This is a genomic window from Cloacibacillus sp., from assembly GCF_020860125.1.
Classification (GTDB): domain Bacteria; phylum Synergistota; class Synergistia; order Synergistales; family Synergistaceae; genus Cloacibacillus.
Window position 1 is genome coordinate 20161 of sequence record NZ_JAJBUX010000070.1, and the last position, 22585, is coordinate 42745.

General features: G+C 54.3%; 18 protein-coding genes, 1 pseudogene and 1 riboswitch. Of the genes and pseudogenes, 17 read left to right on the plus strand and 2 right to left on the minus strand.

Annotated elements, in window-relative coordinates:
- Positions 1-39 precede the first annotated feature (39 nt).
- The 6 genes from rny (at position 40) to grdB (ending at position 7436) form a co-directional block, all read left to right on the plus strand.
- A complete protein-coding gene (gene rny, locus LIO98_RS08880) occupies positions 40-1587 on the plus strand; it encodes a ribonuclease Y (RefSeq protein ID WP_291955711.1) in 1548 nt (515 codons plus the stop codon).
- A gap of 9 nt (positions 1588-1596) precedes the next feature.
- Positions 1597-2376 carry a TIGR00282 family metallophosphoesterase gene (locus LIO98_RS08885; RefSeq protein ID WP_291955714.1) on the plus strand — a complete coding sequence of 260 codons (780 nt, stop codon included), beginning with the start codon at positions 1597-1599 and terminating at the stop codon, positions 2374-2376.
- A 271-nt stretch (positions 2377-2647) separates the two neighbouring features.
- A complete protein-coding gene (locus LIO98_RS08890; protein WP_291955717.1) occupies positions 2648-3991 on the plus strand; it encodes a sodium-dependent transporter in 1344 nt (447 codons plus the stop codon).
- Positions 3992-4164: 173 nt separating this feature from the next.
- Positions 4165-4263: riboswitch (glycine riboswitch) on the plus strand.
- Positions 4264-4331: 68 nt separating this feature from the next.
- On the plus strand, positions 4332-4769 hold the full coding sequence (locus LIO98_RS08895) for a GrdX family protein (protein WP_291955719.1): 438 nt from the start codon (positions 4332-4334) through the stop codon (positions 4767-4769).
- Positions 4770-4818: 49 nt separating this feature from the next.
- On the plus strand, positions 4819-6114 hold the full coding sequence (locus LIO98_RS08900) for a glycine/sarcosine/betaine reductase component B subunit (protein ID WP_291955721.1): 1296 nt from the start codon (positions 4819-4821) through the stop codon (positions 6112-6114).
- A 14-nt stretch (positions 6115-6128) separates the two neighbouring features.
- Complete coding sequence (gene grdB / locus LIO98_RS08905; RefSeq protein ID WP_291955724.1) at positions 6129-7436, plus strand: glycine reductase complex selenoprotein B; 1308 nt, start codon at positions 6129-6131, stop codon at positions 7434-7436.
- Positions 7437-7493: 57 nt separating this feature from the next.
- Here the strand turns inward: grdB and LIO98_RS08910 are convergent, their stop codons facing one another.
- Complete coding sequence (locus tag LIO98_RS08910) at positions 7494-8867, minus strand: MATE family efflux transporter (RefSeq protein WP_291955727.1); 1374 nt, start codon at positions 8865-8867, stop codon at positions 7494-7496.
- Positions 8868-9201: 334 nt separating this feature from the next.
- Positions 9202-9579: a hypothetical protein gene (locus LIO98_RS08915; protein WP_291955730.1), complete on the minus strand. Its 378-nt coding sequence runs from the start codon at positions 9577-9579 to the stop codon at positions 9202-9204.
- A gap of 415 nt (positions 9580-9994) precedes the next feature.
- Between LIO98_RS08915 and LIO98_RS08920 the strand changes: the two genes are divergently transcribed.
- From LIO98_RS08920 to dapF, 11 genes and pseudogenes are all read left to right on the plus strand, one after another.
- Positions 9995-11314 (plus strand): glycine/sarcosine/betaine reductase component B subunit, encoded by a 1320-nt coding sequence (locus LIO98_RS08920; RefSeq protein WP_291955733.1) that lies wholly within the window; start codon positions 9995-9997, stop codon positions 11312-11314.
- Between the two features lie 30 nt (positions 11315-11344).
- Positions 11345-12643, plus strand: coding sequence for a glycine/betaine/sarcosine/D-proline family reductase selenoprotein B (locus LIO98_RS08925; RefSeq protein WP_291955736.1), 1299 nt, complete (start codon positions 11345-11347; stop codon positions 12641-12643).
- A gap of 228 nt (positions 12644-12871) precedes the next feature.
- Complete coding sequence (locus tag LIO98_RS08930) at positions 12872-13894, plus strand: TAXI family TRAP transporter solute-binding subunit (RefSeq protein WP_291955739.1); 1023 nt, start codon at positions 12872-12874, stop codon at positions 13892-13894.
- Positions 13895-14193: 299 nt separating this feature from the next.
- Positions 14194-16152, plus strand: coding sequence for a TRAP transporter fused permease subunit (locus LIO98_RS08935; RefSeq protein ID WP_291955742.1), 1959 nt, complete (start codon positions 14194-14196; stop codon positions 16150-16152).
- Between the two features lie 10 nt (positions 16153-16162).
- A complete protein-coding gene (locus LIO98_RS08940; RefSeq protein WP_291955745.1) occupies positions 16163-16393 on the plus strand; it encodes a hypothetical protein in 231 nt (76 codons plus the stop codon).
- Positions 16394-16716: 323 nt separating this feature from the next.
- Positions 16717-17325 carry an AraC family ligand binding domain-containing protein gene (locus LIO98_RS08945; protein WP_291955748.1) on the plus strand — a complete coding sequence of 203 codons (609 nt, stop codon included), beginning with the start codon at positions 16717-16719 and terminating at the stop codon, positions 17323-17325.
- Between the two features lie 51 nt (positions 17326-17376).
- Positions 17377-17460, plus strand: a pseudogene (locus tag LIO98_RS15430) (hypothetical protein); the annotation flags it as partial.
- Between the two features lie 244 nt (positions 17461-17704).
- Positions 17705-18934 (plus strand): lactate racemase domain-containing protein, encoded by a 1230-nt coding sequence (locus tag LIO98_RS08950; RefSeq protein ID WP_291955751.1) that lies wholly within the window; start codon positions 17705-17707, stop codon positions 18932-18934.
- 87 nt (positions 18935-19021) lie between these two features.
- Positions 19022-19999, plus strand: a complete 978-nt coding sequence (locus LIO98_RS08955) for a D-2-hydroxyacid dehydrogenase (RefSeq protein WP_291955754.1) — start codon at positions 19022-19024, stop codon at positions 19997-19999.
- A 110-nt stretch (positions 20000-20109) separates the two neighbouring features.
- The gene (locus tag LIO98_RS08960) at positions 20110-21357 is read left to right on the plus strand and encodes an aminotransferase class I/II-fold pyridoxal phosphate-dependent enzyme (RefSeq protein WP_291955757.1); all 1248 of its coding nucleotides are present in this window, start codon (positions 20110-20112) and stop codon (positions 21355-21357) included.
- A gap of 214 nt (positions 21358-21571) precedes the next feature.
- Positions 21572-22405: a diaminopimelate epimerase gene (gene dapF, locus LIO98_RS08965; RefSeq protein WP_291955760.1), complete on the plus strand. Its 834-nt coding sequence runs from the start codon at positions 21572-21574 to the stop codon at positions 22403-22405.
- Positions 22406-22585: the final 180 nt, after the last annotated feature.

The window sequence follows — 22585 nt, forward strand, 5'->3', positions numbered from 1 at the left end:
ACATGGACCATGACAAAAGAATAATGAGGTGAAAGGAAAATGGAATTTACCACAGCTGTACTTGTACTATGTATAATCACCGGACTCGCCGTAGGCGCCCTGGTAGGTTTTACATATCACAAAAAAAGCGAAGAAAAAAAATTCAGAGAAGCCCTTTCGGAATCCGAGCGCATTATACAGGAGGCCACTAAAAAGGCCGAAATTGCGAAGCGCGACATTCTCGCCGAGGGCAAAGAAGAGATACACCGGCTGAGACAGGAGCTTGACCGCGACACGAAAGAGCGCCGCGGGGAAATTCAGCGCTCTGAGCGCCGTCTGGAACAGAAGGAAGAAAATCTCGACAAAAAGATCGAGAATATCAGCCGCAAGGAAGAGGAACTTAAGAACCGCAACGAACATGTGCAGGAAAAGCTGAACAGGCTCTCCGCGCAGGAACTGGAACTTATCGCTAAGCTGGAACAGATCGCCCAGCTGACGCGTGAAGAGGCGCGCGAGCAGCTTCTCGCCGAGGTGGAGTCCGATGCGAACCATCTGATCGGGCTGCGTCTCAAAGAGCTTGAAGAGCGCGCGAAGCGCGAAGCGGACCGCAAAGCGCAGGAGGTCATCGCGACCGCCATCCAGCGCTGCAGCGTCGAATTCGCATCCGACGTGGTCGTCAGCGTCGTCAGCCTCCCCTCCGATGAGATGAAAGGCCGTATCATCGGACGCGAGGGCCGCAACATCAGGACTTTTGAAACACTCACCGGCGTCGACCTCATCGTCGACGACACCCCGGAGGCCGTCACTCTTAGCAGCTTTGATCCCGTGCGCCGCGAAGTGGCCCGCCTCTCGCTCGAGAGACTGGTCGTCGACGGCAGGATCCATCCGGCCCGCATAGAGGAAATAATAGAGCGGGCGGAGAAGGACGTTCAGGTTCAGATCCTAGAGACTGCCGAAGAGGCGCTTCTCGAAACGGGTATCAAAAACATGCATGGTGAACTGGCAAAAATAATCGGACAACTGCGTTACCGCACCAGCTACGGACAGAACGCCCTCGCCCACAGCCTTGAAGTGGCGCATCTTTCGGGCGTGATGGCGGCGGAGCTGGGACTCGATGAATTGAAGGCCCGCAGAGCAGGGCTTTTACATGATATAGGCAAGGCCGTTGACCACCAGATAGAGGGTACGCACGCGAAGATCGGAGCCGACCTGGCAAAACGCTACGGTGAAAGCCCAGACATCGTGAACGCGATAGCCTCGCACCACGAAGACGAAGAACCTCTGACGATCTACGCCGTACTCGTAGCGGCGGCTGACGCCGTCTCCGCCTCACGTCCCGGCGCGCGCCGCGAAAGTCTCGACGCCTACGTGAAACGCCTTGAAAAACTCGAAGAGGTCGCCAAGACCTTCTCGGGCGTCAGCAAGGCTTTCGCGATCCAGGCGGGACGCGAAGTGCGCGTGGCGGTGGCTCCCACCGTCACCGACGACGGCGAGATGCAGAAGCTTGCATACGACATCGCGCGTAAGATCGAGGAAGAGCTCAGATATCCCGGGCAGATAAAGGTCACCCTGATAAGGGAGACCCGCGCCGTGGAATACGCGAAATAGGCGCGGCCCGTGCGCATATTGTTCATCGGCGACATCATGGGCCGACCCGGGCGCGAAGCGGCGGCCCGGGAGATCCCCGGGCTTCGGGAAGAATTCGGCGGCTTTGATTTCATCATCGCCAACGGGGAAAACAGTGCCGGCGGCTTCGGACTCACCGAAAAGGTGATGAAAGAGCTTTTCGCCTCCGGCATCGACATCCTCACGAACGGCAACCATGTCTGGGACAAGAAGGATTTTATCCCTCTGCTGGACAGCGAAAAGGCAGTCCTGCGTCCCGCTAATCACCCGCAGGGCACACGCGGGCGAGGTTACGCTGTCTACGAGAAGAACGGCGACAGGCTTGCAGTCCTCTGTCTGCAGGGACGTACCTTCATGCCGCCCCTTGACTGTCCGTTCCAGACGGCCGAGAGGCTGGTAGCCGAATGCCCAGTACCGTCGATATTCGTCGATATCCACGCGGAGGCGACCTCCGAAAAGAGGGCGCTCGGAGTATACCTCGACGGTAAGGTCTCAGCCGTAGTCGGAACTCATACGCACGTTCAGACGGCGGACGAGGAGATACTTCCTGGGGGTACCGCCTTTCTCTCCGACGCCGGTATGACCGGCGGCCATGGAGGCGTAATAGGCATGACGGCGGAATCTGTGCTTCCCAAATTCCTCACCGGGACGCCATGTAAATTCGAGGTCTCCGAGGCGGACGTAAAGTTCCAGGGGGCCATCATCGAAATAGATGCGGAGACGGGGCGTTCCCTTGATATAGTTAGGATAAACAGAGCGGTAACTGAATAACAAAAATAAACCACGCGCGCAATATGAAATGCGCGTGGTTTATTTTTTTTTGCTTTCATTACGGATAAAACGGCTTTTTTAGTAAATAACAAAGTACGGAAATATAAAGGCTTTTTCAAAAAAGGGTAAATAAACGGTAGAAAGACATAAAATAAATTTATCTGACATTTGTTTTGAAAATCAATTTATGATATATAGATAAAGCCGAATAAAAAACGAACTTATAAATTAAATTCAAAAGTCGGCATACTTTTGAGAGGAGAGGGTTTTTGTGGAAGGAAACTCAGGAAACAGAGAGCAGTGGGGGAGCAGGTTCGGCTTTATCATGGCCGCCGCCGGCTCCGCCGTCGGGCTTGGGAACATCTGGCGTTTTCCATATATTACCGGTAAATACGGGGGCGGCGCCTTCGTTCTCGTATACCTTGCCATCGTTGTCATCATCGGGTCGTCGCTCATGCTGGCGGAGTTCGCCATGGGCCGCAGGGCGAAACTAGACTCCGTGGGGGCCTTCAAAAAACTTGGCGGCGGAGCCTGGCCGATAGTCGGCTGGATGGGCTTCTTCTGCGGCTTTGTCATTCTTTCATACTACGCGGTCATCGCCGGCTGGACCCTCGCCTATATGTTCAAGTCATTCGGAGGGCTGATGGAGGCCGCGGCCGCCGGTAAGGCCGGAGACGTCTTCGGCGCCTTCGTCTCCGATCCCCTGCAGGCGATAGCCTATCACGGCGTCGTTATGGCGATCGTCATCGCCGTCGTCTACCGCGGCATCAGCGGCGGCATCGAAAGAAGCTGCAAGATCCTCATGCCCGCGCTCTTCTTTATTCTGATACTGCTCATCATCCGTTCCGTCACCCTGCCGGGATCGACGGAGGGGCTGCGCTTCTACCTGCTGCCTGATTTCTCGAAACTCACGGGAGAGGGCGTGCTGGCGGCGGTAGGGCAGGGCTTCTATTCGCTCTCCCTGGCGATGGGCATCATCATCACCTACGGCAGTTACCTCGGCAAACACGAATATATGCCCAAGATGACCAGCACAATCGTGCTGCTCGACACCTGTGTCGCGATCATGGCCGGACTCGTCATCTTTCCGGCGGTATTCGCCTTCGGCGTCGACGCCGGAGCCGGTCCCGGACTTACCTTTGTCACGCTGCCGATCGTCTTCGCCAAGATGCCGATGGGAGCCTTCTTCTCATTCGCTTTCTTCGCGCTGCTTTTCATCGCCGCCATCACCTCCGCCTTCTCCCTGCTTGAGGTCGTCGTCACCTTCGCGATAGACGAGCTCGGCTGGTCCCGCGCTAAATCAGCGGTCGTCATGGGCATAGCCATCGCGCTGCTGGGCGTGCCTTCCGCCCTCTCAGTAGGCGGCCACTTCCCGAAGATCTGCGGCAAAGACTTCCTTGACGCGATGGACTTCATCACCAACAACGCCATCATGCCCGTAGGCGGAATGCTCACCTCCTTCTTTGTCGGCTGGATTTGGACGAAGGGGGCTAAGGACGAGGTCACGAACTTCGGAGAGCACGACTTCCCGTTCTACACGGCCTGGCTGTGGGTGTGCCGCGTCGTCACGCCGGTCTGTATCGGACTCATCTTCATCACCGGGCTCAAATGGTAGAAACGGCGGTTCCGTTGTTCTGAAAAATAAAAAAGCGTCTCTTTTGCCAAAAAGGAGGCGCTTTTTTTATGCTATAGTATAAAAAATCAGATAATATTGGTGCAAAATATCACAAAATACCTTCGAAAGCTGTTGACAAGAATTTTGCTCTTGATATACTAAGGTCAAGCTGAATGAAAGCGGCAAGAGAGACCCGTCCATTTTAATTATGGGCGCCGAAGGGGCAAGACCGTGAGGTTGAAACTCTCAGGCATAAGGATTGTCGCCGGACAGCACTCTGGACACGTCAAAAACAGGCGAGGACGAAAACAGAGGATATTAGCCAGAAAGGCGGTGTCCTATGGGTTTGTTCTCGTATTCTTATGTATGCATTTCAAACAACCCTAATCTCAAAGGTCATGTACAGTCGCTTGACTACCTTGACGGAGGCGCGCTGGATGTCCTATATGCCGGACGCGATCTCATCCACCTTGGCTGGGAGCTGCTTGCCAATCCCCTCTATGGGAATTTTAAGCCGAACCAGCAGCCCTACCGCTCCCTGATCCTTAAGAAGGACTGTTCGAGGGGCGGAGCCATCGACCTGCAGTCGCTCGATCTTATTGAAAACGCGATCAGAGTCTTTGAAAGCTCGCCGAAGCTTATGCGCCCCGGCGAACTCGCGGAGAAGATAGATAACGACTTCCGTTATCTTGATTTCATTTTGCTGGAAGAGACCTTCCACCAATATTCGGTCTTAACGCCTCCGGAGAGACGGTACCCGGAAGCGGTAAACAGATAGACATTTACAGCGCGCTATTTCCCTCAAAAATCACTCAAGGAGGATCATTATGAAACTCGAACTGCAGAAGGCAAAAGTTAAGAACATCGCATGGGGCGACAAGACCGCCCTTCTTGCCGACGGCACCCTTCAGATCAACAAAGAAGAGTTCCTCGCAGCGGCCTCGGACACAGAGCATTTTAAGACTCTGAACGCCGATCTCGCTCGTCCCGGCGAATCGGTCCGCATCTGCCCTGTCAAAGACGCCATCCAGCCCCGTTATAAAACGGAGGGCGTGGGCCAGGTATTCCCCGGCATGCTCAGCGGCGTTGAAACCGTTGGCAGCGGAAAGACCTTCGTCCTTGACGGAGCGGCCGTCGTCACCTGCGGACGCATCGTCGGATTCCAGGAAGGCATCGTCGACATGAGCGGCGAGGGCGCGAAATATACCCCTTTCTCAAAGACGATGAACGCCGTGCTCGTATTCGAGCCCGTCGAAGGCATCGAGCCCCACGAATATGAGAAGGCCTGCCGCCTCGCCGGATTCCGCGCCGCGCTCTACGTCGCGGAGGCCGCCTGGAAGGCCGGCGCAGCCGTAGATGAGACAAAACCCTACGAGCTTCCCTCATTTGCGGAGGCCATGAAAGCCTATCCCGGACTTCTGAAGGTCGCCTACATCTATATGCTCCAGACCCAGGGACTTCTTCATGACACCTACGTCTACGGCGTGGACGCGAAGAAGATCATCCCCACGCTGATCCACCCCAACGAGACCATGGACTGCGCGATCGTCTCCGGCAACTGCGTCTCCGCCTGCGACAAGAACAGCACCTATGTCCATCAGAACAACCCTGTCATCCGCAGCCTCTATGAGCGCCACGGAAAAGACATCAACTTCATCGGCGTTATCATCACGAACGAGAACGTCACGCTGATGGACAAGCAGAGAAGCTCCTCATACGCGGTGAAGCTCGCCTCGATGCTCGGCGTCGACGGCGTCGTAATCAGCGAAGAGGGCTTTGGCAATCCTGACGCCGACCTCATCATGAACTGCCGCAAGGCAGAGCAGGCCGGTATCAGAACGGCTCTCATCACCGACGAATACGCGGGCCGCGACGGCGCTAGCCAGTCGCTCGCCGACGCCACGAAAGAGGCCGACGCGGTGGTAACGGCGGGCAACGCGAACATGATCGTCGTACTGCCCCCGCAGGAGAAGCTGATCGGATTTACGGACTACACGGACGTTATAGCCGGAGGCTTCGACGGTTCGCTCAGAGCCGACGGGTCGATAGAGGTTGAGCTGCAGGCTATCACAGGCGCGACATGCGAGCTGGGCTTTAACCCCCTCAGCGCCAAAACCTGGTAGGAGGACGAAAGACAATGACTAAGAAGAGGATCGTACACTACATAAACCAGTTCTTTGCCGGTATCGGCGGAGAAGATAAGGCTGACACCAGGCCCGAGTCACGTCCCGGCGTAGTCGGACCCGGCATGGCGCTTGCCCATGAACTCGGCGACGCCGCCGAAGTCGTCGGCACGGTGATCTGCGGCGACGGCTACTACGCGGAGAACATGGAATCGGCGACCGAAGAGATACTCAAGCTCATCTCAGCCTTCCAGCCCGACGCGGTCGTCACCGGCCCCGCATTCAACGCCGGACGTTACGGCACCGCCGCCGGCGGCGTAGCCGACGCGGTACAGAAGAAGCTCGGCATCCCCGCCGTCTCCGGTATGTACGAGGAGAACCCCGGCGCGGATATGTTCAAGAAATCGGTATTCATTGTCCCGACAGCAGACAACGCGCGCGGCATCAAGACGGCCGTTCCCGCGATGGCGAAGCTCGTACTCAAAGTTATTGAGACGAACGGCAATCCCGGCTCGCCCGAAGAGGCCGGCTACATGACCCGCGGCGTGCGCGTCAACTTCTTCCAGGACAGACCCGGCGCGGATCGCGCGGTGGAGATGCTCGTCAAGAAGCTCAAGGGCGAAGAGTTTACCACCGAATACCCGATGCCCAGTTTTGACCGCGTAGCCCCCGGCGAGGCGATCAAAGACCTTAAAAACGCGACGATCGCGCTTGTCACCTCCGGCGGTATCGTCCCGAAGGGCAACCCCGACCACATCGAATCCTCCAGCGCGATGAAGTTCGGCACCTACGATATCGAAGGCGTGCAGGCGGCAGACGGAGAGCATTACGCGACGGCGCACGGCGGTTACGACCCGACCTACGCCAACGCCGACCCCAACAGGGTGCTTCCCGTCGACGTGCTCCGCGATATGGAGAAAGAGGGCGTCTTCAAGAAGCTCTACAGATACTTCTTCACGACCGTCGGCAACGGAACATCGATCGCCAACGCGAAGAAATTCGGCACCGCCATCGGGGAGCAGCTCAAGAAAGACGGAGTTGACGCCGTGATCCTCACCTCCACCTGAGGAACCTGCACTCGTTGCGGTGCAACGATGGTAAAAGCGATCGAAGCCTTTGGAATGCCCGTGGTACATATCTGCACGATCGTACCGATCTCGCAGACGGTTGGCGCGAACCGCATAGTTCCCGCGGTCGCCATCCCCTATCCCCTCGGAGACATCAGCAAGAGCGCCGAGGAAGAGAAGCAGATCCGCCGCGCGATCCTGGACAAGGCCATGAAAGCCCTCCAGACGCCGATATCGGAGCAGACAGTATTTTAATAGTTAAATAATAAAAAATAGAGGGACGGTTTCTTGCCGTCCCTCTATTTTTTATATCTATCCCTCGCCATCACCTGTATAACGTATCAATCTTTTGCTCTCCCAAAGCCCGCTTCTGAAATAGAGCAGGCCGGCTGCCGCGGGTAAAACAGGGGAGATGGCCTGTCCGATATATACCCCTAAAGGTCCAATACCGGCTGCAAAGGCTAACAGACAGCCGACCGGCAGACGGACGATCGCCGCGTCTAAAAGCGCGTTTATCATCGCGATATTCGCGGAGCCTACGCCGATGGCAAAAGAGTCGAAGGTGTACATCGCCGCGTATATCAGACTGTTTATTCCGCAGCACACTCTCAGGTAAAGGACTCCGTCCTTAATGACTTCCTGACTTCCAGGTTCAAAGAGCATGATAATTTGTCGGGCGAACATCTGCACGGTTATCACAACAATGAGGGTGATAAGTATATTTAAGCGCAGTCCGATTCTCGTCGTCTTTTTTACCCGCTCTATATCGTTAGCCCCCATGTTTTGTCCCGCCATGGCCGTTACAGCCTGCCCTATCGCCCAGCAGGGCATACCCGCGAAAGAATTGACTTTAAGCCCGATCCCAGCCGCTGCGGCGACCGATATGCCGAAATTATTGAGCATTCCAGTAACCAAAAGATAAGAGATATTAACAATTACCATCTGTACGGCGGCTGGCAGTCCGATTTTCAAAATAGCCGCCAGCTTATCCCGACGAATGGTAAAGTGCTTCAATTTGAAATCGAAGATAAAACGCCTCCTCTTCAAATAGATTATTGAAATCAAAAGGGAGATACCCTGCGAAAAAATGGTGGCATAGGCGGCCCCCTCGGTTCCCATGCCTAAGGGACCTACTAGAATCAGGTCCAGTACGATATTCACCGCGGCTGCGGCCGCTATGAAACAGAGAGGGCTTTTCGAATCCCCCAATCCTTTCATAACGGAGCATACGGCGTTATAGCCGAATACGAATACGGTGCCGCGGCAGATGATTTTCATATAACCACAGGCCTCCCGCATGGAGGCCGCGGGAACATTAAGCGCCTGAAAAATGGGCCTGTAGGCAAGCGACCCTAAAATTGTGACGAAAATCGAAGCGATGAGGGATATTGAAAATAAGGTCCCCGCGGTTTCACTCTCTCCCCGTTCGTCACCGGCTCCCTTATATTGAGCGGCGAGGACGGTGCCGCCCATTGTAACGCCGATACAGATGGAGTTTATGATAAAACTTATCATCGAAGCGTTACTGATCGCGGCAAGCCCAGTCTCGCCTACGATATTGCCGACAACGAGCATATCCACGATGCTGTAAAAGGACTGCAGCAGGTTGGCGGCTAACAGTGGAAAAGCAAATATAATTAATTTTTTAGAGACGCTTCCGGTCGTCAAATTTTGTTCGTCTTTCATTAAACAGCATCCTTTCCAAACGCGAACAAGCGGGGGACGAAGCATGCCCCCACTTGTAGATCCGATTTTATAAACAAAGGGCGGCAGACAAAACATTGTCTGCCGCCTATAGGTCAGAATAATAAGAATACACAAACTACAGCGCTATCTTGGAATAAGAGCGATTCTAGATATTTCTGTGTTCTTTAGGCTCCGTACAATGTTTTGAGATATTAAATTGTATGGAGCCGCAGTCAATGCAGAACTTCCCAAATAACATTGTACCCACCCTTTCACAGAATTTATCATATTCATTATGTCGGTTTGCTCCGGAGCTGTCAATAATCCCATTTTTTCAATATTTCAATATAAAATCGAAGGTGTTTTTCAGGCATTTTTTATCTCTCTTTGCACCTTCGCGGCTAATCAGCCAAATATCCCTTTTTTGTATCCGCGCCTGAGCATAAAATACAGCTCCCTCCCGTTGCTTTATACGAAAGATTTTTGCGGCTTGCTCCAGATTTTTGGGACTTAAACCTACTTTTGAAGGCCGTATAGGCCCCTCAAAATATTTCAGAAAGGTACCGTAGAAAAATCGCCGACCTAACTTTAATCTGCCAGCTGTGTAAATTTTTGCGTCGATTGCGATATTTTTAAGGTAAAAAACTGAAACACGGGTTCCTTCTTTTTCTGTAAACTTAGCGAAGTTCGTAGAAGGAAAGCTCTTTCGCACCTTTATAAATCAATAACGGAATGTCGCGATCGTCTTTGCTAATATGTGCCGCCTGTTGCCGAACATCGGTTTTGGGCGGAAGACCGCAGTATGGATGACTATTTTACAAAGTACGTAATGAACTGTCTAAGACTATATGGCAGGAGCTGTTCCGTATCTTGATGGAGATTTGGGCCCAATTCACATCGGAGAAATTGTTTTTCGGAACAAGAGCCACCCTCCTATACTTGAAGACCTCACTGACGTCATACCGAAAATCATTGCAGTCTAAATTGAAAAAGCGCTTGACGACGCGGGATTGTCTCTATACTCGCCGCTTATTGTTTTGTTGGTGTTAGAGCGTTTCTCTCGGCTTAAGGTTTGAGCTTTGGCATATTGAAAGTATTTCATGTAAAATGCTGGGAGTGTGAAGAGTTTGGAACATACGAAAAAGCTGAGAATAGGTAATTTTCATGTTAAGGACATCGTGTTTGGTGAAAAGACCTCATTCAAAAACGGCGTGCTCACGATCAATAAAGGTGAAGCTGTCGCCTCTCTGGACCCGGACAAAGAACTTAAGAACATAGATATATATATTGTCCATCCTGGTGACGAGACACGTATCCTGCCCTGCAAGGTCGGTTTGGAGCCGCGCTTCCGTCCCGACGGACGCGCCACCTTCCCTGGCGTGACCGGCGGTCTGACGATCGAAAGCTGCGGCGACGGCGACCTTTACGCGATGAAGGGCATCAACGTCATCGCCTGCGGCAAGTATTCTCAGGCTGCCGAGGGTATGCTTGATATGAGCGGCCCCGGCGCGGAGCACTCCATCTTTGCGAAGATGGTAAATCTTGTGGTATACGCGGAACTGGTCAACCCCACAAAGCTGGACCAGCCCTTCAGAAATGAGGCCCCGCTGAAGATGGCCGCCCATTATCTGGCGGATTATGTGGCCGCTTCGCTGAAGGGGCAGGAGCCGGAAGACTGGGAATGCTACGAGCTTGAGCCCGGCGCCGAAGAGGCGGAGAAGAAGGGGCTTCCGAGGGTCGCCCTCTTCTTTCAGATCAAGGCTCAGGTAGGCAAGGATAAGTTCTTTAACGAGAGAATTTTCGGTATCGACTGCGAAAACATGCTGCCCTTCCTTATGCACCCCAACGCGGTATTCGACGGACAGATCACCAGCCAAGGCGGTCTCTACGGCGAGGGCTACTGCACCTATACCTATCAGAACTGGCCGATAATCAAGCGCCTCTATCAGGAGCACGGCAAGACTATCAATTTTGTCGGAGTTGTTCCCTTCGCGGTCGACGTGCCCAACCACTTCAAGCAGACAGTAAAGGTTGCCGGCGGCGAGCTGGCCTCCCTGCTGAAGCTTGACGGCGCGATCGTCGCCTCCGTCGCCGGCGGCAGCAACTACGACGTCGACTTTTTCTTTATGTGCTCCGAGCTGGAACATCGCGGTATCAAGACGGTGGGGCTTACTCCGGAACACAGCGGCAAATCGATGCTCGATCCCATCGCCGACGCCATCGTCTCCACCGGCGACTCCGGCACGGTCTTTGAATTCCCGCCGATGAAGAATGTGATCGGCGATCTCGCCTCCGTGACACGCGACTTCTATCACGCCGCGTGGACCGCTCACGAGAAGTACGGCCCCAGTCTGCGCCCGGACGGTTCCCTGATCGTAAACGGCTGCATGATCGCGGACAGCACCAACTGCGCCGGCATCACGACCAAGACAGTGAAGGAATACTAGCTCAGACATATCGTATGGGGGGATAAATAAATGAAAAAAGTTATATTCTATGCCAACCAGTTCTTTGGCGGCGTCGGCGGAGAAAACGAGGCGGATTTTGAGCCTGTCATCAAAGAGGGTCCCGTAGGCCCGGCGCTTGCCTTTAAGGCGGCTCTGAAAGATGCCGAGGTCACGCACACCATCATCTGCGGTGACAACTTTATGGCCAGCCACAAGGACGAGGCGCTGAAGCGCATCGCCGTCTTCCTTGAAGGCAAAGAGTTCGATATCATGGCCGCCGGCCCCGCCTTCCGCGCCGGACGTTACGGCGTCTGCTGCGGCGAAATATGCAAATTCGCGCACGAGAAATATGGCGTGCAGGCGGTCACCAGCATGCACGAGGAAAATCCCGGCGTGGCGATGTTCAAAGAGGAACCCTTCTATATCATGAAGGGCGGCGCGAGCGCCGCCAAGATGCGTCAGGACGCCGCGGCGATGGCCGACATCGTCAACAAAATGATCTCCGGCGAAGAGATACTCTGGGCCGACGCCGAGGGTTACTTTCCGCACGGCATCAGAAAAGAGGTCTTTGCGGAGAAGACCGCCGGCGACCGCGCCGTCGATATGCTTCTCGCCAAACTCTCAGGTCAGCCCTACGAGACCGAACTGAAGATCGAGCCGCGCGATAACGTAGTCCCTTCCAAGGCGGTCGGCGATCTCAGCAAGGCCAAGGTCGCCTTCGTCAGCACCGGCGGACTCGTTCCCCTCGGCAACCCTGACCGCATTCCCGGCGGCACCTGCTCTATATGGGCGACCTACGACGTCACCGGGAAGGATGTTCTTGTAAAGGGAGACTTCTACAGCGTCCACTGCGGCATCAACACCGACTTCGTCAACGCCAATCCGGAGGTCCTCTTCCCTCTCTCTTCCTTCAGGGAATTTGAGAAAGCCGGCGTGATCGGCGAGCTCTGCAACACCCTCTACTCGACCACCGGCAACCTGGCCACCCTCAAGGACGCCCGCCGGATGGGCAAAGAGATCGCCGAAGCGCTCAAGAAAGAGGCGGTCGACGCCGTAGTCCTTGTCAGTACCTGAGGAAGCTGCACTCGTTGCGGCGCAACGATGGTAAAAGAGATAGACAGAGCCGGTTTCCCCATAGTGCATGTCACAAACCTTGTCTCCGTATCCAAGGTCACCGGCGCGAACCGCATAGTTCCCGGTTATGGGCTTGTATCTCCCTTCAGCGATCCCCTGCTTACGGCCGAGGAGCAGAAGGCGATGCAGAAAAATCTCGTCGAGCGCGCCCTTAAGGCGGTCTCCACGGACGTTACGGAACAGACTTTCTTCTAAACCATAAGAGTGGGCTTTGCCACGGCAAAGCCCACTTTCGCCAATGCTGTGAAGATGGGAAAATAGCGGTCCAAAATGCAGGGTGACGCTGCCGGATAGAGATATACCGAGAGGCGTCGGAGCGATTTTTTGAAAGGGGAGATGCCGGCGGAAGATGACATTTATGTAAAGGCGCAAGCAGGTTTGAATTTTGCGGGCAGCATAGGAAAATAAGGAGGAGGAAAAAATATGTTTCGTTCAAGAATTAATTTAACAGCCGCGTTTATCGTTTGCCTTAGTGTTCTTTTGTTCAGTTGCAGCACCGTCGCCGCCGCTCCGGCCTATCCAAAATTTGTCAAAATCGGCACGGGATTCCCCGGAGGCATATGGTATCCCGCTTCCGCCGTCCTGGCCTCGGAGCTGGAGGCCGCTTTGAAAAAAGCCGGTATCAACGCTCCCTGCTCCGTTCAATCCACCGGCGGCGCCTTTAATGTCTCCGCCGTGCACGAAGGCAAAGATATGGTGCTGACGCTGACCACCGCGCAGAACCAGTATCTGGCCTATAAGGGGATGGCTCCCTATGAAAAGCCGCTGACGAATCTGCGTCTGGTCGGGACCCAGGAGCTGATGCTCGCGCAGCTGATCGTTCCGGAAAAATCTGATATTAAAGATCTTAGTCAGCTGAAAAACAAGAAAGTCAACGGCGGCAAGCTTGCGTCTACCGACAGGATGATGATAGAAGCGCTCCTTAAAGCCTACGGCATGACGTTTAACGATATCAAAGCCGCGGGCGGAGAGGTCATGGCCCTTGGCTGGGACGACGCCTCCACGATGATGCAGGACGGGCATATGGACTTTATCGGTACCTACGGCGGGCTCATGCCGAGTATCGTCAACCTTATAGTGCAGCCCGGAGTCAGGTTCCTCAGTATAGATGACGCCCATGCCGACAAGGTGCTGGCCGACCCCTCGATGACCGGTTACGTGAAGGCCACCATGCAGCCTAAGACCTATGACAAGCAGAATTACCCTGTCAAGACAATCGCCATCCCCACCACCATCGTCTGCAACGCCGACCTCCCGGAAGATTTCGTCTATATTGTTACCAAGACTATCTATGAGTCCGGCTACCATAAAGATTCTTTTAAGGCCACTGAGGCGAGAGGCTGGCCGCAGATCTGTAATCCGCAGGACCTTCCCAAGGTCGCAAATATACCTCTCCACCCCGGCGCGTTAAAGTATCTCAACGAAAAGGGCATAAAGGTTAAATAAATATTAAGAGGACACCTTCCAAGCGGGAAACAGCTCTTATTGAGCTGAGCTGTTTCCTGCGTTTCGCATTTCTATTAGGGAGCTGGCTGCCGTTCAGCGGATATATTTTCGTGTCAAAAGAAATAAATCATCTGTAGATAAAAAATTTTTAAGAGGCCATAAATATGCCGGATATCTTTACCTTTCGCGTTTGCTCCTTGTGTGATTTGGCTGCCGTTTCCAAAGTATGAGGCTCGATGATATTACGAAAGTTAAGCTAAAAGGATATAAGGATATAAGGAAAAGGAGAAATAGAAATAATGGCTCACACAGAAGAATCTAATCCAACGACTGCCTGGGGATGCCTGCTTAAAGCCCGTAAGTTCGGGGCAAAAGAGATATTGGCATTTCTCATCGTCGGTTTGTCTTTTGCTTTTGTAACCTTCCATCTTTACACGGGGATGTTTGGCCACCCTGAGGCGCATTTCTACAGGTCCCTGCATCTGACCGGCGTCTTATTGTTATGCTTTATACTATTTCCCCTCAACAGGAAGTCATGGAGCGATAGTCCGAATATATGGACGGTGATCGATGTCGTATGCATCCTGTTGACGGTGGTTTTAGAAGTCTATTATCTTTGGGACATTGAAGCCTTTGAACTGCGTCAGGTCATCTCTCCCAACACTGCCGACGTCTGTATGGGGATCATCCTCTGGCTTCTGGTCCTGGAGGGTACGCGGCGTTCTTTGGGGCTGCCGATGGTGCTTATCGCTATCTTCTTCACCTTCCAGGCGCTGTACAGCGAACAGATGTTCTGGATCTTTTATGGGCCGAGCACGAGTTTGAAATCACTGGTTCTGGATATGTTCATGCAGGAGGGCGGTATCTTTGGCATGCCCCTCGGCACGATCGCCTCTTTTGTCGTCCTCTTCCTGATATTTGGCGCTTTCATGGAGGAGACCGGTACCGGACGCACCTTTACTGATCTTACCCTTGGCGCCTTCGGCGCGAAGGTCGGCGGACCCGCCAAAGCGGCGGTGGTTGGCAGCGCCTTCTTCGGCATGCTCTCAGGAAGCTCCTGTGCCAACGTTACGACCACCGGAACATTTACGATCCCCTTGATGAAAAGAGTCGGCTACGAGAGTACATATGCCGGCGGCGTTGAAGCCTGCGCCTCCACCGGCGGTATGTTTACACCGCCGATCATGGGGGCGACCGCCTTTGTCGTCGCCGCTTATTTGGGGCTTTCCTACGTAACGGTGGCGCTGGCCGCCGCCATCCCGGCGTTATGCTACTATTTCGCGCTTTTCGCCGCTGTGGACTTCCATGCCAGGAAGTCGAAAATCCCTCCTCTGAGAAAAGAGGAGATGCCGGTGGTGAAAGATGTCTTAAAAAACGGCGCACATCTGTTGATCCCGATCGCCCTCCTCGTCTATTTTCTGGTTTCGGGTTATACGGCCACCACGGCCTGTTTCTGGTCGATCCTTGGCCTGTTCCTGGTCAGCTTCCTGAAAAAATCCAGCCGTCCCGGCGCCGAAAATATAGTATCCGTTTGTGAGGCGGCGGCCAAGGCGACGGTCGTGACGGCGATGGCCTGCGCCGCGGCGGGGATCATCGTCAGCACCTCGACATTATCGGGCGTGGGGCTGAAACTGGGGACGCAGATCGTGAGTATCTCCGGCGGCCATCTGTGGCTGGCCCTGCTTCTGGCGGCAGTCCTGGCCGTAATACTGGGCATGGGGCTGACCACCACCGCGGTCTATATAATCATGGTCGTAACGGTCATTCCCCCTATCATGCAGATGGGCGTCCCCGCTCTGGCGGCTCATATGTACGCGCTCTTCTGGGGCGTGCTCTCGAATATCATACCGCCGGTGGCGATCGCCTCTTTCACCGCGGCCGGCATAGCCAAGGCCGGGCCGATGAAAACGGCGGCCAAGGGGTTCTGTATCGGCTTTCCCGGACTCCTGGTCTTTGCCACCTTCGTCTATAACCCCGGATTGATCATGATCGGCTCCGCGACAGATATTATTGTTAACAGTGTCGGATGCCTGATCGCGGTAATTTGTTTTGCGGCTGTCATGGAAGGATATGCCTTTACGAAGATCAACATCTTCCTTCGCGCCATATTGGCGGTATGTTCCATAATCTCCTTAAGCCCGCATTGGGGTCTGACCTTTGCGGGGCTGGCGGGGGGAGTTGTCATCCTAACGCTCAACTATCTCGCTTATAAAAAAGAGGGTCTTGATTTTGAACGGGGCGGAGAATTGGAGGCTTAAATAATAAACCATGAAAAGAAAATATATCAGGTGGCTGTTCCTCGTTGCTTTTGTGGTTTTCTCGGTGATCATGAAAGAATCACGTCTACTGAGTTCACGTCCCGGCATGTTCATCATCCTCTGGCTGCTGGCCTCTTATGCCGTCGTATTCGGCGTGCTCTATTTCCGCGATAAGAACGTGGTGATCGAGGCGGATTCAATCAGCGCGGAGGAGGCAAGGATCAAAGTCGGTCTCGAATAGGGGCTGGCGGAGCTATTCACAGCTCAATATCCCGTGTTGACAGGCGTTACCGAACCTTGAAAAAATAATAGCCGGAAAAAATCGAAATACGTCCGCGCCGCGCTTTGTCTGCTTTCCAAGCTCCGTTTATAATGGCGCGGCGCCCTGTTCATGAAATCCGCAGACGGCGGCAGAGAGGGGCCGTTTCGCCTGCCAGCCGGTTAAGAACTTCCGCTTCACGGCTCATGCCGGAGATAATTACGTGTACTGTCGTATATATTCAACGGGTTCTGATGTATGATGTTATCAGTTTAAAATATTGCAGCTATGAAGGGAGTGTCACGATGTTTATTATTTTTCGTACCCAGCAGTGGAATTGGCGCAATCTGCATTTTCACAAAGGGATGGAGATATTGCTGACCCTCTCCGACGGCGGCAAAATGTATATAAACAACGCGGTCTATCCCATCCGCCGGGGCTCTCTCTTTGTCATGAACAGCATGGATTTTCACCGCAGCGACGGCGCCAGCGACGAGCAGCCCTATCAGTTTTACGCGGTCAACTTTGACGCGGATGAGGTGAGTGGCGTTTCCACCGCCGAATTTGACCTAACCTCTTGTTTTCTGGATCACCGCAACTTCAACCACCGTTATCAGCTCGATGAAAATCAGCTGGAGAGGCTGCTGAAGCAGATCAAAAGGCTGGATTATTACCTCTCTCCGGAGTGTTCCGACTATGGGAAGGAGGTCTACGGCAAGATCTGTCTGGCGGAGATGCTCATACACATCAACGCGCTGTATGAGTCGACGAAAAACGAAGCCGCGCTTCCGCGCAGCAAAAAGCCACTTGACAGGATATTTCCCGTCGTCCAGTACATCCAGGAGCACTACGCGGAGGACCTTTCGCTGGAGAACCTCGCCAACACGTTCTTTATCAGCAAATCGCAGCTGTGACGCACCTTCAAAAACGTGACGGGCATCACGTTGAGAGCGTTCATCACCAACATGCGGGTGTTCAAGGCTAAGGATTTCCTGCGCGCCGGTTACAATGTGAAGATTGCGGGAGAAATGGTGGGGTTCCAGAGTACGAGCTACTTTATCAGCACGTTTACGAAGCTAGAAGGGGTATCTCCCAAACGGTACTCGAAACTCTCGTCATCATCGACCGCATTTGAATGGAGCATATCCGGTCCGTCATAACAGATATGTCCAACCGGACGCTCATCGTTTACGCGGCAGGCGGTACACGGGCGTTAAGCCCACGTACCGCCTGTAACTGTATGCGCTTCCCGCGGCGGGCGGCAGCATACTTATTTTACGAGGAGGATGAAAAATGCCTATATTGCTTGAAGAGCAGCTGAACTACCCTCTTCCCAAAATGCACAGGGTCCGGCAAAGTTTTTCCAGACCGAAGCTTGAGGACATTGAGGCGCATATAAAACTGGAGATCACTAAAAAAGAGATATCAGAGAAGATCAAGCCCGGCGCGAAGGTCGCCGTCGCCGTTGGCAGCCGGGGCATCAAAAATCTCGCGAAGATCGTGAAAGAGGTCATCGGGCAGATCAAAGAACTTGGCGGCGAACCGTTTATCATTTCCGCCATGGGCAGCCACGGCGGCGGAACGCCGGAGGGCCAGCGCGAAGTCCTCGCCTCTTACGGCATCACAGAGGAGAATATCGGTGTCAAGATAGTCACCTCCGTGGATGTGGTCCGCCTGGGCAGGACGTCGGGCGGAATAGACGTTTACTTCGATTCCGCGGCGCTCGGAGCCGATCTTATCGTGCCAATCAACAGGGTCAAGCTTCACACGGACTTTGTCGGGGATATCCAAAGCGGCGTCTGCAAGATGCTAGTCATCGGGCTCGGCAACCATGTCGGCTGTACCGCGGTGCACGAGGCGGATTTTGATAATTTCGCCGATATCCTGATCGAGGCCGCCGGGATGATAATGAAACACGCCAGCGTCGGATTCGGTGTGGCGATACTCGAAAACGCCTACGATGAAACGGCGATGATCGAGGCGATCCCCGCCGAAAAGATCATCGAACGGGAAAAAGAGCTGGTAAAGATCGCAAAGGACAATATGCCGACTTTGATGATCCCCGACATCGACGTCCTGATAGTCGAAGAGATCGGCAAAAACATCTCCGGCTCCGGCTTTGATCCCAATATCCTCGGCAAGAGTTTCCTGCTCAAGAAATTTGTCCTTCCGGTGCCGAAGATCAAACGCATGGTACTTTTCGACGTCACGAATGAATCTCACGGCAACGCCGTTGGAGTAGGCATCTTCGATGTGATAACGCGCAAAGTCCTGAATAAGCTGGACCTGCCTCTGATGTACGCCAACGCGCTTGCCGTCAAGTCGCCGGAGGGCTCCAAGATCCCGATCACCGCCGACTCAGAGGATGAGGCGCTGCGCTTCGCGATCCAGCTGGCGAGGGGAGCCGACAGGAATAGGCTCAAAATAGTGAAAATTAAAAATACACTTGAGCTTGAAACGATAGAGGTCTCAGAGGCCCTTCTTGATCATGTGGCGGCGCACGAGAGACTGACGCTGGTTTAGCCCTCAAGTACAGGCCATATCGCGGCCAGCGCGCAGGCGCGGCTCGAATAACGAATTTATAAAAAATTATATGAAGGTGGTTACGTCATGCAGGAGAGGAAAAAAATAGTCGTTTTGGATGGTTTTACCGTAAATTCAGACGATTTGAGCTGGGACGAATTGGGCGCTTTGGGAGATCTGACCGTATACGACCGCACGTCGCAGACGGACGAGCGGGAGGTTATAGCGCGTATCGGAGACGCCGAACTGGTCTACACGAAAAAGGTGCCGATCATGAAAAATATCATTGACGCCTGCCCGAGCGTAAAATTCATCAACATGCTGGCGACCGGTTATAACATCATCGACGTCGTCTACGCGAAGGAAAAGGGCATCCCCGTCGCCAATATCCCCACATACGGCAGCGCGGCGGTGAGCCAGTACGCGATTGCGCTGATGCTGGAGGCCTGCCTCCATATAGGCCACCACAGCGAGACCGTGCATGCCGGCAAATGGGAAAACAACATAGACTGGTGCTACTGGGATTATCCGCTGATCGAACTCGACGGAAAGACCCTGGGGATCTTGGGCCTCGGTAAGATCGGCACCCGCACCGCCGCCACCGCGGGCGCACTCGGTATGAAGGTGCTGGCCTATGACCCCTATCCCACGAACGCCGGCCGCGCCGTCGCCGATTACGTCGATTTTGAAACGCTGCTGACATCCTCCGACGTCATCGCGGTGCACATGCCGCTGAATCCGTTCAGCAAGGGGCTTATCAACAAGAGCAATATAGAAAAAATGAAGGATGGCGTGATAATCGTCAACAACAGCCGCGGGCAGATAGTGGTGGAGCAGGATCTGGCGGATGCGCTGAACTCCGGCAAAGTCGCGGTGGCGGCCGTCGACGTCGTCTCTTCCGAGCCGATCACGAAAGACAATCCGCTGCTCAAGGCCAAGAACTGCATCATTACACCGCACATCTCCTGGGCCTCGAAGGAATGTCGGCAGAGGATCATCGACTGTGCCGTCGCCAACGCGAAGGCATATATCACGGGCGAATGTATCAACATCGTCAATAAATAACTCCTTATTTGTAATGTGAGCCTCCTTTTGGGCGGCGCCGCCGCGTGATATATAATAGTCTGCGTCCGCCGCGGAAAAACTGCGGCGGGCTGATCAAGGAGGAATATATGATGTCGGAAAACGCTCTTAATCTAAATGAAATTCGTAAAAAATATGAGGAGCTGAAGGGGCTTGGCCTGAAATTGGATATGTCCAGGGGCAAACCTGATACGGCTCAGCTTGACCTCTCCATTCCGATGCTTCACACACTGGACGATAATAATTTTATCTGCGAGAACGGAATGGACGTCCGCAATTACGGTGAATTCAAGGGGATACCCGAGGTGCGCCGCCTCTTTGCCGAAATATTCGGCGTGCCGGCGGAGCAGGTCCTCGCCGGTGGAAGTTCGAGCATCAACATGATCTCCGACGCGCTCAAAAGATGCTTTATCAACGGTCCGATGGAGGGGTTCACGCCCTGGTCGAAGCTGGAGAAGATTAAATTTATCTGTCCTGTCCCCGGTTATGACTGGCATTTCCATATCTGCGATACCTACGGTATTGAAATGCTTCCGGTGGTGACCCGTGAAGACGGCCCAGACATGGACGAGGTCGAGCGGCTGGCTAAGGCCCCCGACGTGCGCGGGATGATCTGTGTGCCGATGTATTCAAACCCCACCGGCTTCACCTATTCCGACGAGACGGTCGAGCGCCTGGCGGCGATGGAGACGGCGGTCCCGGACTTCCGTCTGATATGGGACAACGCCTACTGTATGCACCACCTCTACGACGGCGACCGGGACGAGCTTGCCAACATCTACGAGGCCTGCCTCAGGCACGGAACGGAGGACCGGGTCCTCATGTTCACATCCACCTCCAAGATAACCTTTGCCGGCGGCGGAGTCTGCGCGATGGCGGCAAGCCCCGCGAATATCGCCTTTGCCGCCGACCTTATCCGCTACCAGCTTGTCTGCTACGACAAGGTGAACCAGCTTCGTCACACGCGCTTCCTGCCGGACAAAAAGGCTGTGGAGGCGCATATGAGAAAGCACGCGGATATCGTGCGTCCGAAGTTTGAACTTGTGCTTCAGACGCTGGAACGCGAGCTCGGGGGGCTGGAACTCGTCCGCTGGGGCAGGCCGAAGGGCGGATACTTCATCTGCTTCGAGGCGCCGGAGGGCTGCGCGAAAAAGATAGTCCGCCTTTGCGAAGAAGCCGGCGTAAAGCTGACGCCGGCGGGCGCGACATATCCCCACGGACTGGACCCGAAAGACAGCATAATCAGGATCGCGCCCACCTATCCGCCGACGGATGAGCTGCGTCAGGCGCTGGAGGTCTTCACAACTGCGGTAAAGTTGGCGGCTGCCGAGAGGGTTTAGCTTACTCGGAGAAAAAGCGTATAGCACGATATATATGGGGCCTCCGTGGTAAAGTTCCTGACATAGGACGATACCGGTCAGGAGGTCCCGATTACGTTCAAAGATGTGTAAAAAGCGGAGAAAATCTCTTACTTTCAGTGTGTGGTGATTTCCGCTGTGGAAAGAGCCGTTGTATAAGGTCTGTATAAGCTATTCCAGAGGGGGGCAGTATAAGATGATAGAGTGCGTTAAGATGAATGGCAACGGGAACGATTTTCTTGTCTTAGATAATATGGCACTGCGTTATGACGCGGAATTTCTCTCAAATCTCGCGGCAAAGGCCTGCCGACGGCGTCAGTCGGTCGGCGCCGACGGACTGGTTGTCGCGGAGCCCTCGGCCGCTGCGGACTTCAAAATGCGTATCTTCAACCCGGACGGAACGGAGGGGGAGATGTGCGGCAACGGCGCGCGCTGCGTCTCGCGCTTCGCGCTGGACTATGGGATAGCGAAGTCAGGAGAGCTGACCTTCGAAACGCTTGGCGGAATGGTACGCGCCGTGGTGGACGGCGGCCGCGTGACGATGGATCTCGCCCCTGTTTCGCTTCGCGGCATGGTCACGGACGGACGCCTCTGCGTGGGGGAGGATGAATTCGAATACTCTTTTATCACCGTCGGCGTCCCCCACTGCGTAATCTTTGAGCGCGAAAGGAGCCGCCGCTTTGAAGAGTACGCGCCGGTCGGACGCGCGATCCGCCGCAGATCGGACCTCTTTCCGCAGGGAACTCATGTAAACTTCGCAGTCATGAGCGGCGAAGCGGATATGATCGACATCATGACATACGAGCGCGGCGTGGAGGATATGACGCTCTCCTGCGGCACCGGTTCGGTGGCCTCGGCGATCGTCTCGTGGCTTTCCGGACACACGGGGCCGGATGTTCGCGTTAAGAACCCCGGCGGCGTGAACGTCGTGAGTCTTTCGCGGAGCGAAAATGGGGATATCCTGCCTAAGCTCGAGGGGCGCGCTGTCGCCGTCGCGGAGATATCGATCATGCCGGAGACGCTCCTCTGAGCTTATCCGGTCTTGTCAGCCGCGGCCCTCTTTGCGTCGATAGAGACATTTTTGTGATAAAAAACTGAAACATAGCTTTCCTCTCATTTTGTATAATAACTTTAGTTCGTAAATAAGGGGTCGTCAGCACGAAAAATCCGCAGCCAGACGGAAGAGCGGCCCCTGCTGAGGATGTTTGTG